The sequence below is a fragment of the Reyranella sp. GW821-FHT12G01 genome, assembly GCF_058806575.1.
In genome coordinates, this window is the sequence record NZ_JBXAPV010000001.1 from 485,743 (window position 1) to 497,526 (window position 11,784).

General features: G+C 64.4%; 12 protein-coding genes. 6 read left to right on the forward strand and 6 right to left on the reverse strand.

Translation table 11 applies throughout. The features are described 5' to 3' along the window. The 3 genes from rsmG to AC1RP5_RS02295 all read left to right on the forward strand — a co-directional run bounded on the left by rsmG (position 1) and on the right by AC1RP5_RS02295 (position 2,391). Entirely contained in the window at positions 1 to 639 is a 639-nt protein-coding gene (gene rsmG / locus AC1RP5_RS02285; RefSeq protein WP_493108945.1) for a 16S rRNA (guanine(527)-N(7))-methyltransferase RsmG, read from the forward strand. Further along, positions 557 to 1,408 (forward strand): ParA family protein, encoded by an 852-nt coding sequence (locus AC1RP5_RS02290; RefSeq protein WP_493108946.1) that lies wholly within the window; start codon positions 557 to 559, stop codon positions 1,406 to 1,408. Before rsmG ends, AC1RP5_RS02290 begins: the two co-directional genes overlap by 83 nt. Before the next feature lie 92 nt (positions 1,409 to 1,500). Continuing rightward, on the forward strand, positions 1,501 to 2,391 hold the full coding sequence (locus AC1RP5_RS02295) for a ParB/RepB/Spo0J family partition protein (protein ID WP_493108947.1): 891 nt from the start codon (positions 1,501 to 1,503) through the stop codon (positions 2,389 to 2,391). Positions 2,392 to 2,403: 12 nt separating this feature from the next. Here AC1RP5_RS02295 and AC1RP5_RS02300 read toward each other — a convergent pair whose 3' ends face one another. After that, positions 2,404 to 2,871: a hypothetical protein gene (locus AC1RP5_RS02300; RefSeq protein WP_493108948.1), complete on the reverse strand. Its 468-nt coding sequence runs from the start codon at positions 2,869 to 2,871 to the stop codon at positions 2,404 to 2,406. A gap of 137 nt (positions 2,872 to 3,008) precedes the next feature. Here AC1RP5_RS02300 and AC1RP5_RS02305 point away from each other — a divergent pair, with 137 nt between their 5' ends. Then, on the forward strand, positions 3,009 to 3,386 hold the full coding sequence (locus AC1RP5_RS02305) for an encapsulin-associated ferritin-like protein (protein ID WP_493108949.1): 378 nt from the start codon (positions 3,009 to 3,011) through the stop codon (positions 3,384 to 3,386). After that, entirely contained in the window at positions 3,383 to 4,207 is an 825-nt protein-coding gene (locus AC1RP5_RS02310) for a family 1 encapsulin nanocompartment shell protein (protein ID WP_493108950.1), read from the forward strand. Before AC1RP5_RS02305 ends, AC1RP5_RS02310 begins: the two co-directional genes overlap by 4 nt. Positions 4,208 to 4,221: 14 nt before the next feature. Here the strand turns inward: AC1RP5_RS02310 and holA are convergent, their stop codons facing one another. From holA to AC1RP5_RS02335, 5 genes are all read right to left on the reverse strand, one after another. Next, the gene (gene holA, locus AC1RP5_RS02315) at positions 4,222 to 5,265 is read right to left on the reverse strand and encodes a DNA polymerase III subunit delta (RefSeq protein WP_493108951.1); all 1,044 of its coding nucleotides are present in this window, start codon (positions 5,263 to 5,265) and stop codon (positions 4,222 to 4,224) included. A 42-nt stretch (positions 5,266 to 5,307) separates the two neighbouring features. Further along, the gene (locus tag AC1RP5_RS02320; RefSeq protein WP_493108952.1) at positions 5,308 to 6,399 is read right to left on the reverse strand and encodes a hypothetical protein; all 1,092 of its coding nucleotides are present in this window, start codon (positions 6,397 to 6,399) and stop codon (positions 5,308 to 5,310) included. A gap of 45 nt (positions 6,400 to 6,444) precedes the next feature. Continuing rightward, positions 6,445 to 6,618 carry a hypothetical protein gene (locus AC1RP5_RS02325; protein WP_493108953.1) on the reverse strand — a complete coding sequence of 58 codons (174 nt, stop codon included), beginning with the start codon at positions 6,616 to 6,618 and terminating at the stop codon, positions 6,445 to 6,447. 28 nt (positions 6,619 to 6,646) lie between these two features. Next, positions 6,647 to 9,241 carry a leucine--tRNA ligase gene (gene leuS, locus AC1RP5_RS02330; protein WP_493108954.1) on the reverse strand — a complete coding sequence of 865 codons (2,595 nt, stop codon included), beginning with the start codon at positions 9,239 to 9,241 and terminating at the stop codon, positions 6,647 to 6,649. A 105-nt stretch (positions 9,242 to 9,346) separates the two neighbouring features. Then, entirely contained in the window at positions 9,347 to 9,931 is a 585-nt protein-coding gene (locus AC1RP5_RS02335) for a DUF3576 domain-containing protein (RefSeq protein WP_493108955.1), read from the reverse strand. Between the two features lie 401 nt (positions 9,932 to 10,332). Here AC1RP5_RS02335 and AC1RP5_RS02340 point away from each other — a divergent pair, with 401 nt between their 5' ends. Continuing rightward, positions 10,333 to 11,697: a porin gene (locus AC1RP5_RS02340; RefSeq protein WP_493108956.1), complete on the forward strand. Its 1,365-nt coding sequence runs from the start codon at positions 10,333 to 10,335 to the stop codon at positions 11,695 to 11,697. Positions 11,698 to 11,784: the final 87 nt, after the last annotated feature.

Below are 11,784 nucleotides of genomic sequence, written 5' to 3' on the forward strand. Positions count from 1 at the left end.
ATGGACCCCTTAGACGGTGTTTCACGTGAAACACTCGACCGGCTCAAAATTCTCGTCGAGACCTTGGAACGCTGGCAAAAGGCCATCAACCTGGTGGGGCGGAACACTCTGGATGGCGCCTGGAAGCGGCACATCGTGGATTCGGCACAGGTCGTCCGGCTCATCCCAGCCGAGGCGAAAACGCTGGCCGATCTCGGCAGTGGCGGCGGATTTCCGGGCTTGGTCATTGCCGCCATGAGGCCCGATCTCCAGATAACGATGATCGAAGCGGATGCCCGGAAAGCCGCCTTCCTCGGTGAGGCAGGCCGGAAGATGGGGCTCGAAAAACAGCCCCGGCTGGTCATCAAACGTATCGAAGTGGCGCCCCCGGCCATGGCCGAGGTGATCACGGCAAGAGCACTGGCGCCGCTGGGTCAGTTGCTGGAATGGTCCGATCAGCACCGGACTGATACCGCTATTTGCCTTTTCCACAAAGGCAAGGACTGGCAGGCGGAGGTGGACGAGGCCAAGAAGAGATGGGATTTTTCGCCCGATGCCATTGCAAGCGTGACAGACCGTGACGCCGTCATCCTCCGAATCGGCCCCTACGCCCCCGCCGCAGATCTTCGCGATCGCCAACCAGAAGGGCGGCGTCGGTAAGACGACGACGGCGATCAATCTCGCCACGGCCTTGGCCGCGGTCGGTGAGAAGGTGCTGCTGATCGACCTCGACCCCCAGGGAAATGCCTCCACGAGCCTGGGGGTGCCGCGAAATGAGCGCTCACCCGGTTCATACGAATATCTGGTGGGCATCAATCCGATGGGCGAGTGCGTGCGGGCAACCCAGATCCCGGGGCTCGAGGTCATGCCGGCTTCGGTCCAGCTCGCCGGCGCCGAGATCGAGCTGATCGACATGGAGCGCCGCGAGCATCGGCTGGCCGACTCGCTGGCCGCTCCGGAGAGCAATGCCCGCCAGCGTTGGACCACCGTCCTGATCGACTGCCCACCCTCGCTCGGTCTCGTCACCCTGAATGCCCTGGTCGCGGTCGACGCCGTCCTGGTCCCACTGCAGGCGGAGTTTCTGGCGCTCGAGGGAATCGGTGCGCTGGGCAACACGATCGAGCGGGTTAAGAAGCGCCTCAACCCAAAGTTGCATATCGCCGGCATCGTGCTGACCATGGTCGACCGCCGCATGAGCCTCAGCCAGCAGGTCGTGGCCGATGTGCGCGCGCATTACGGCGAGCTGGTCTTCGGCACGACCATCCCGCGCAACGTGCGCATCGCCGAGGCGCCGTCGCACGGCATGCCGGTGCTGATCTACGACAATGCCTGCGCCGGATCGCAGGCCTACATCCTGCTGGCGAGCGAGTTCATCCGCCGTCGGCGAATCGCTGCGGAACAGGCCAACGCCCTGGAGAATGCCCCGTGAGCCAAGCTCCCAAACCACGCGGCCTGGGCCGCGGACTCTCCGCCCTACTCGGTGATGACGAAGTTGCGTCGGCCGTGACACCCGCGGCGCCGGTGCCAGCTTCGACTCCGCCGTCCCCTGCGACGCAGGCTCCCTCGCCCGCTGCCGCAGTCGACAGCGAGGCCTCGCGTCCCGCTGCCAGCCGCACGCCGCTCACGCTGCCGATCGGCCAGCTCAAGCCCGGCAAGATGCAGCCGCGCACCAGCTTCGAGGGCATCGAAGCGCTGGTCGAATCGGTCAAAGAATACGGGCTTCTTCAACCTATTCTTGTGCGCCCCTTGCGCGATAGTGCCGACAGCTACGAGATCATCGCCGGCGAACGGCGCTGGCGGGCCGCTCAGAAGGCCCAACTGCACGACGTGCCCGTCGTCATCCGCACCATCAACGACATGGATGCGCTGCAGATCGGCCTGGTCGAGAACCTGCAGCGATCGGACCTCACGCCGATCGACGAGGCGCTGGGCTATCAGCGGCTGATTGCCGACTACAGCCACACCCAGGAAGACATCGCGCGGATGATGGGCCGGAGCCGCCCGCATGTCGCCAACATGATCCGCCTGCTCGACCTGCCGCCGGCGGTCCAGGAAATGGTCCGGGAAGGCGAGCTTTCCGCCGGCCAGGCCCGTACACTGATCGGTGTACCTGACCCCCTCGCCATGGCCAAGCGCGTGGTCGCCGAGAAGCTGACGGTCCGAGATCTGGAGCGCCTCGCCGGCAACACGAAGAAGCAGGCCAAGGCGGGCGGCGGCAAGGCCAAAGCCGATGCCGCCGGCGCCGCACCCAAGAGTGCCGACACGCGGGCGCTGGAAAAGCGCATCGAGGAAGCGCTGGGCTTGAAGGCCGATCTCACGCTGCGGGGTCTCGGCGAGCAGAGCGTGCTCAGCCTCGAGATCCGCGACTTCGACCAGCTCGACACGGTGGTCGACAAGCTCACCCGGCGGTAGTCGGGACGACGATTAGTTGGACGCCAGCGCGCGGTTGCCGCTGGCGACGCCGGCGCGGCCCTTGTCCGCCGAGACCTCGGTCGCGGTGCAGCGCGGGTTGAGCGGAAGTCCCGGCCAAACGTCGACTTCAAGGAAGCGAGTCTCTCCCGGTCCGATGTTGACCGTGGCTGCCTGCGCAGGCGTCTGTGTCAGCGGGGCATAGCTTGCAATGCCGCATGTGATCACGTGTTGTCCCGGCGATACCTCGACGCGAATCCACGTCTTGTCGGCCAACGAGCCGATGGGTTGCTGGTTATCGGCCAGCGAAAAGGCGGCTTCCGATCCTAGGAGTGAGTTTCGATAGAGATAGAGCACGGCATAGCCGGGCGCCGGCGGATCGTATCGCTTACCTTCTGCGTCGGCCCCGGGCCCCGCCATCGGGACGGTCGCGCAGCCGGCGAGCAGGATGGAGGCGGTCAGCAGGCAACCCAAAGTGCGCACGTGTTCCTCCGGAAAGTGTTGGGGCAACAAAATAAACGCCGCGGCGAGCCGCTACGTTCCGCAGGAACCTTCTGCGACCGTCGCCGAATCACCTCTTCTGAGAGGAACTTTGACCAAGACCGGGCGTTACCGCGCACATGGCAAGTGAAACGCTGCACGAAGATCCGGCCAAGCTTGGCCACGAGGTCATTGATCGCCATCGCGCGATCGCATCCATCATGGAAGAGCTGGAGGCCGTCGATTGGTACGACCAGCGTTCCAAAACCACCACCAATGCCGAACTGCGCAAGATCCTCGAGCATAATCGCGACGAGGAAAAGGAGCACGCAGCGATGGCGATCGAGTGGCTGCGACGCAACGATCCCAAGCTCGACGAGCATCTTCGCACCTTCCTGTTCACAAAAGGCCCGATCACGGAGATCGAGAAGAACATGGCCGGTGACGAGGAGACTGGAGCGGACGACACGTCCGACGGAAGCCTCGGGATCGGCAGCCTGCGTCAGGTGAAGAAATGAAGAACCATCTTTTCCGCGATCGCGCGCCCATTACCGAAGCGGGCTGGGAAGAGATCGAGAAGGAAGCCAAGCGCACGTTGCGTGCCCTTCTCGCCGCGCGTCGCGTCGTCGACTTCAAGGGTCCACTGGGCTGGGGCGCTTCCGATGTCGAACTGGGTCGCGCCGATCCGATCGCCTCGCCGCCGGGCGGCGAGAAGGTCCGCGCGCTGCTGCGCCGAATCCAGCCGCTCGTCGAGTTGCGCATCCCGTTCGAGGTGAGTCGCGCCGAACTCGACGCGATCGATCGCGGTGCGCGCGATCCGGATCTCGATTCGGTGACGGCTGCGGCACGCGAGATCGCCATCGCCGAGGATCGCACCATCTTCCACGGCTACGAGGCCGCTCATATCACTGGCATCTGCGAGGCGCAGAAAGGCCAGGCGGTGGCACTGGGCAGCAGCCATGCCGACTATCCCGATGCCGTCGCCGCGGCGTTGAAGAAGCTGCGTGACGAAGGTGTCGAAGGCCCGTTCGCCGTGGTGCTGAGCGAGCAGCTCTACAAGGACCTTCAGGCGCGAACCGACGGCGGCTATCCGATCCTGAGCCATGTACAGCGCCTGATCGACGGCGACGTCCATGCAGCGCCTGGTCTCGACGGCGGCCTGGTGATCTCGCTGCGCGGTGGCGACTTCGAACTGACCGTCGGCCAGGATTTCTCGATCGGTTATCTCGACCACGACGCCGAACGCGTCCGCCTGTACATCGAGGAGAGCTTTACCTTCCTCGTCCTGTCGCCGCAGGCGGCGATCCCGCTCGTACCGGGCAGCGGCAAGAAAGCTTAACGAGAAAGCCTGAACTAGCGCCGCGCCTTCGCCGAGCGCGCGGCCTGGCTGAGACGCAAACAAAGACGACGTGCAATCGCTTCATCCGGCAAACCGGTGCGCTTGCACTCGATCTCCGCCTCCAGGATCGTAGAGAGGGCCGCACCCAGACGGGGAAGCGGCCAGGTGCGCAGGTGGCGTTCGAAGCGCTGACGCACGGGACCGCCGCGCGGCAGTCCGCGGGCCTTGAACATCGCACCTTCCAGGTTGCCGCCCTTGGCGGCATGTCCCGACACGAGATGAAGCTGGTCGGCGTGACGCTGCAGCGAGCGCACGAGCTGGATCGGATTGCCGCCCTCGGCGAAGACACGGTCGAGCGCGCGGTCGAGGCCGACGAGATCGCCGTCGAACGTCGCGGCGATGACATCGTCGATGCCGATCGAGGCGGTGTCGCCCAAGACGGCCATCGCGTCTTCCAGGGTGATCGTCTTGCCCTGATCGTTGCCCTTGTAGAGCAGCAGCTTGTCGATCTCGCCGCGCGTCTGCCCGCGATCGCCTCCCAGGCGTTCGACGATCCATTCGAGCGCATCGGGCTCGACGTTCATGCCCTGCGCGCGCGCGGCACTCTCGACCAGGCCTTCGAGCGCAGCTTCATTGTCCATGTAGCAAGGCATGGCCGCGAGTGTGGCCTCGGTCTCGGCCAAGGTGCGCAGGTTCGAGCGCGGCGTCAGATTGCCGGCCTCGACGATGATCAGGGCATCGCCCGCTGTCGCTTCGACGAGGTTCTGCAGGGCTGTGGCTGATTCCTCGCCCGCAGGCCGCACGCGAACCACGCGGCGGCCGCCCATCATCGACATCGCGCCAAACTCGTCGGCAAGACGCGCCGGATCGTTCTTCAGCACGTCGCCGGCAATGTCGACGACGCGAAACGGGTCCTTGAGATCCTCGCAGATCGATTTGGCCAGCGCCACCGCGCGCTCGGCGACCAATCCGTCGTCGTTGCCGTAGATCACCACGCCCCGGACCTTCGGGTCCGGTTTCTTCAAAAAGGCTTCGACCTGGCGCGCTTCGATTTTCACGACCTGCTTATACCACTGGCCGGGCGGTCGGTTCGAGCCTGCTCAGTTGGACGAAGGATACCGGTCAAGAAGCCGCGCCTGACGCCGGAAGGCGCGCAACAAGGTTTGCCAACCACAAGGTGCGAACCCCGCCGCGCGATTCTCTGCGGCAAGCGCAAAGACCATCGCCTGCTTCTTCAGGATGCCGTTATAGGCGGTGAAGAAGGGAACGGTTGGATCGAAGAATTCGATCGCCTCGGAACCTGCGCCGTTGATTTCGATGATCTTGAAGTTGCCCTGCCCAAGTTCCGCGAGATTAGCAAAGCGGATATCAAAGCGCGCGACATGCAGATGCGGCATGCTCACCGCAACGGCATCGACTCGTTCTTCGAGGGCTAAGGTGATCGCTTCGCTGCAGTCGCGATAGAGCCCGCCCATGCGATAGGACCACACGGCAGCGAGAGGTACGTCGGTCCCCGCATCTGGCACGCGGTCGAGCGCGGCGCCCTCGTATAGAGCGGTGCGACCACGCAGCCGTTCGTCCCGCGCCAGCAGATCGCGCAGTGAACTCGTGCCATTACCGCGCACCGTCGGCGGCGCGCGGACGGTAAGCGAGAGCAACCGGCCGTGCATTTCGGTGGGGCGCCGCACGTAGAACAGACCGGCTTCGCCGGGAAGGTCGAAGTACTCCTGCACCAGCAGCGTTTCGCCTGCTGGATAGGCGTCGCAATAGGCCTGTAGCGACGCAGGATCGTCGATCCGTCGCACGCCGAAGCCGCACCAGCCGATGTCGGGCTTGGCGATGACTGGAAAATCGAGGCCGAGGGCTGCCATCGCTGCGCGCGCTTGCGACGCGGCATCGGCCCCCGAACAGATGGCAGCCGTGCGCGCCAGCCATGGGCGCTCGGCATCGCCGACTTGGTCGAAATACGCGATCTTGGATTCGCCCGCCAAACCGCCGGCATGGATCATCGGATCGGCCGCCGAGGGCAATGACAGGCTGCGATAGCGCAGCGCCAAAGCCAGCCACTGCACGACCATCGGAACGACCAGTAACGGCTTGGGAAGTTTGCAGATCAGTCCTGGCCACAAGCCTTCGCGCGGCCCGGACGAGGGACCGGCAGGTGCCGTGTCAGGCGTGAGGTTCGGCTTCATGAACTCGCTCGCGGACAACGCGGGAGCGAGTCGAACGGCTGCGCTCTACGAGGTCTTGTCGGCAGACGGATCGGCGCCGTCAGCCGTGGCCCCGCCGCCCTCTTCCAGCTTGGCGCGCTCGCGAGCGGCCCGCTTGGCTTCGGCCTTCTCGGCGACCTTGATTGCCTTGAGGCGCTCGCGTTCGCGGCGCTCGAAATCGTAGTTCGGCTTGCGTGCCATGTTACTGGCCCTTCCTGGCTCTGCGGCCCTAGACCACGACGTTTACGATGCGGTTCGGCACGACGATCACGCGCTTGGGCGTCTTGCCGTCGAGACCGCGGATGAGATCGGGCAGCGCCAGCGCCGCGGCTTCGGCCACGTCCTTGGGCGCGTCCTTGGCCAGCGCGATGGTGCCGCGCAGCTTGCCATTCAACTGCACGGCAACGGTGACCGTGTCGTCGACCAGCAGCGCATCCTCAGGCAACGGCCACGGCGCATCGGCCAGCAGGCTCTTGTGGCCGAGCGAATGCCACAGCTCCTCGGCGAGATGCGGCGTCATCGGGCCGATCAGGCGTACGAATATCTCCAGCGCCTCGCGCAAGGCCCAGCGCGTCGAGTCGTCCTTGGCCTCGACCGAATCGATCGTGTTGGCGAACTCATAGAGTCGCGCCACGGCCTTGTTGAAGTGGAAGGCCTCGATGTCGGCCGAGATGCCGGCGATGGACTTGTGGGCGGCGCGGCGCAGCGCGGTCGCGGCGTCGGAGAAGGTCGCGGGCTTGGCCGTACCGATCGCCGGCAGCGCATCGATCGCCTGCGAGGCGATGCGGAACAGACGCTGCTGGAAACGCCAGGCGCCGGTGACGCCGGCCTCGGTCCATTCGAGGTCGCGCTCCGGCGGGCTGTCGGACAGCATGAACCAGCGCGCGGTATCGGCGCCGTAGTCGCGGATGATCTCGTCCGGGTCGACGACGTTCTTCTTCGACTTGGACATCTTCTCCGAGCGGCCAACCTCGACCGGGCTCTTGTCGGAGAGGCGCACCACCTTGCCGCCGTCACGCGAGATCTCCTCGGGCGTCAGCCATGTCCCGTCGCTCGCGCGATAGGTCTCGTGGCAGACCATGCCCTGGGTGAAGAGGCCGTCGAACGGCTCGTCGCGGCTGGTCATCTGAACTTCGCGCATCGCGCGCGTCCAGAAGCGCGAATAGAGCAGATGCAGGATCGCGTGCTCGACGCCGCCGATATATTGATCGACCGGCATCCAGTACTGGTTCTCCTCGCGATCGAACGGTGCCGTCTCGAGATGCGGCGACGTAAAGCGGTCGAAATACCAGCTCGAATCGATGAAGGTGTCGAACGTGTCGGTCTCGCGACGCGCGGGCTTGCCGCACGTGGGACACGCGACATGCTTCCACGTCGGATGACGGTCGAGCGGATTGCCCGGACGATCGAAGGTGACGTCGTCGGGCAACTGGACCGGCAGATCCTTGTCCGGCACCGGCACGACGCCGCAGCTCTCGCAATGGATCGCCGGGATCGGGCAGCCCCAGTAGCGCTGGCGCGAGACCAGCCAGTCGCGCAGGCGATACTGCGTCGTGCCCTTGCCGACGCCCATCTCCTCGAGGCGCGCGATGACCTTGGCCTTTGCATCCTCGACGCCGAGTCCGTCGAGGAACTCGGAGTTCACAATGACACCGTCCTCGACATAGGGCGCGGCGGCGATGTCGAGCTTCTTGCCGTCGGTCGGCGCCACGACCTGCAGGATCGGCAGGCCGTACTTGGTCGCGAACTCATGGTCGCGCTCGTCATGTCCGGGGCAGCCGAAGATCGCGCCCGTGCCGTATTCCATCAGCACGAAGTTGGCGGCGAACACCGGCACGGTCTTGCCCGGCATCAGCGGATGCTTCGCCAGCAACGGCAGCTTGTAGCCCTGCTTCTCGGCGGTCTCGACCTCGGCGGCGGCGGTGCCGGTCTTGCGGCATTCGGCGACGAAGTGCTGCAGGCCGGGATCGGTCGCGGCCAGGCCTTGGACCAGCGGATGCTCGGCCGACAGCGCCATGAACGACGCGCCGAACAGCGTGTCGGGACGGGTCGTGAAGATCTCGAGCTTGCCGTGGTCGGCGCCCGAAGCGTCGGTCAGTTCCCAGAAGACGCGGGCGCCGCGGCTCTTGCCGATCCAGTTCGCCTGCATCAGGCGCACCTTCTCCGGCCAGCGGTCGAGCGTATCGAGGCGGCTCAGCAGCTCGTCGGCGAAATGCGTGATCTTGAGGTTCCACTGGGTGAGCTTGCGGCGCTCGACGGCTGCGCCGGTGCGCCAGCCCTTGCCCTCGATCACCTGCTCGTTGGCGAGCACCGTGTTATCGACGGGATCCCAGTTGACCCAGGCCTCCTTGCGATAGGCGAGACCGGCCTTCCAGAAGTCGAGGAACATCTTCTGCTGGTGGCGGTAGTAGGTCGGGTCGCAGGTCGCCAGCTCGCGGCTCCAGTCGAGGGACAGGCCCATCGACTTCAGCTGCTTCTTCATCGTGGCGATGTTCTCGTAGGTCCACTTCTTCGGATGGACCTTCTTCTCCATGGCGGCGTTCTCGGCCGGCAGGCCGAACGCGTCCCAGCCCATCGGATGCAGGACGTTGAAGCCCTTGGCGCGCTTGTAGCGCGCGATCACGTCGCCCTGCGTGTAGTTGCGCACGTGGCCCATGTGGATGCGCCCCGACGGATAGGGGAACATCTCGAGCACGTAGTATTTCGGCCGAGCCTTATCCATCGCGGCCTTGAAGGTCTGGCGATCTTCCCAGACCTTCTGCCACTTGCTCTCGGTTTCGGTGAAATTGTAGCGCACGGTGGGTGCGGCGGGCGTCGACGACACGGAGATCTTCCCGAAAATAGGGTGTTGCCGAAAAAGACAGAGGCCGCAGCGGATGCCCGCTGCGGCCTCTCACGTCAAGCTTTTGACAGAGAGGGTTAAGCCGTCTCAGGACCCGCCGGCGATGCGAAGCTGGCGGGCGCGCGTAAGGATGGCGTTCTCGATGTCGATATTGGTGCGCGGGTCGACCTGGGCGTCGACCCAGTTGCCGCCCTTGGGGCTGGCCTGCTGCTTGAAGACCGAGACGCGCACGCCGTCGGCGCGCAGTTCGCGGTCAAGGATGGTGACCTGGACCTTCATGCGCTCGTTCGGCGTCTCCGACGGGGTGTACCAGTCGGTGATGATGACACCGCCGAACGGATCGGCCGAGACCAGCGGGATGAAGTTGATCGTGTCGAGCGACGCGCGCCACAGGTAGGCGTTCACGGCGACGCCGGTGCCCGTACTATCATCCTTCTTTTGCTCTTTTGAGCCCAGGAGGCCGCCGGGACCAAACAAGGTGCCCTGCTCCTGGGTGCGGCCGCCCAAGCCGGTACGCGTATCTTCGCGGGTACGGCCGCCCGAGGGGCCGCTGGCCCGCTCATAGTTGACCGAATCGTCGGTGCAGCCCGTCAGCCCGCCGGTCAAACCGGCTGTAGCGAGGACCAGGACCGCTGCCGAGGCGACGCGGAAAATTCTGGACGATCCCGACATATGAAGGCGCCTCATGTTCCAAAACCGCAGACGCTCGGCGACCACGGCGGCCGGACCATAGGCCCAATGGGTAGTAAACTGCAAGCGGCCGAATAAGGCAATATAATAAGTTTCTCTATTAAACCAACTAGACAACGAGATATGGTTTTATTTTAAAACTTATGACAATATCGACCTCGCCGAGCCTCCAACGCCCCTGGCAAAATGTGACAAAGACGCCACAGGTGCGGGCAGAATGGAGCGACGGGGCGACCATTTCTTGACCCTCGATTTCGTGAAGTGTTTTATAGCCCTGCCGTATTGGCGAGTGCCGTGAGTCTCTTCTTCAGGCTTCCACGTCTCGCCGGTCGGACAGGCCTTTTGGTACGTACCAGTCTCTGTTCAATGAGAGAGGGAGAATGATGAAGAAGCTTCTACTCGGCTCGACCGCCTTGGTCGTTGGCGGGCTTATGGCCGCCCCGGCCATGGCCGCCGACCCGATCAAGATCGGCGTGGGCGGTTATTACCAGTTCTACGCTATCGCGGGCGGCATCCAGTCGACCTATGCCACCAACGGCACCTGGGCCCAGTACAAGGGTCTCCAGTTCCAGCAGGAAGGTGAAATCCACTTCATCGGCCAGACCAAGCTGGACAACGGCACTTCGGTCGGCGTTCACGTCGAACTCGAAGGCTGGAACCCGAGCTCGGCTGCTGCGAACGCGCAGATCGACGAAGCCTTCCTGTTCGCCTTCGGCGACTGGGGCCGCGTTGAGTTCGGCGGTCGCGATCCCGCCACCTACCGTATGTACTACGGTACTCCGTCCGCCCTGCTTGGCTTCGGCGCCATTCAGCACAACACCAACTTCGGTTGGGCTAACCAGTCGGTCATCGCCAACAACAAGGCGTGGTTCCACGCCACGACGACGACGAACGCTGGTCAGCAGCAGGACGCCCAGGGCATCAACTACTTCACGCCCCGCTTCCAGGGCCTGCAGATCGGTGTCGGCTATCGTCCGAAGGTTAACGTTGCCAACGGCGCCAGCGCTGGTCTGACGACCGGTCCGGGCACGGTTGCCGGCGTTTGCGGTTACAACAACCCGACCTCGTCCCTGAACTGCCCGACGATGGACAACTCCTACCAGGATATGTTCGACGTCGGCGCCAACTACCTGAACAAGTTCGGTGACGTCACTGTCGCGCTGTACGGCGCGTTCATGTACGCCTCGTTCGTTCCGGGCGCGCAGCCCTTCGCTGGTTCGGCCAATCAGGCGAACGGTGCGAACCTGTCGACCTGGAAGCAGTACGTGTTCGGCGCTCAGTTCGGCTTCAAGGGCTTCACCCTTGGCGGCGCGATCGGCTGGGACAACAACGGCCTCGGCTCGAACTTCTACACGAACGTCGACAACGACACCCGCTTCTACACCGCGGGTATCATGTACGAGACGGGTCCGTGGCAGATGTCGTTCAGCTGGGTTGGCTCGTACAACACCAACGGTAACGGCTCGGTTGGCTGCAACAACATTGCCGTCAACACTGTGACCTGCGCCGCTGTCGCCCCCACGGGCGTCCCGGGTGTCAACTCCAACACGTTCGCTGGTGGTGGTAACCCCGGCGCCGTCGCCTTCGGTACCGAGTCGGTGCAGAAGTGGGAAGTTGGTATCAACTACGCGCTCGGACCGGGCGTGAAGCTCACCGGCGGTGGTCTGCTGTACACCGGTTCCGGCCCGTCGGCTTCGGTCTCTGGCAACAGCTGGGGCCTCCTGATGGGTATGGACCTGCGCTTCTAGTCGCAGGACAAACCGAAAAATTGGAGAGAGCGGGCGAAAGCCCGCTCTTTTCTTTTGTGGAGACGTCTGTCGTCAGCGCCCGCGGGC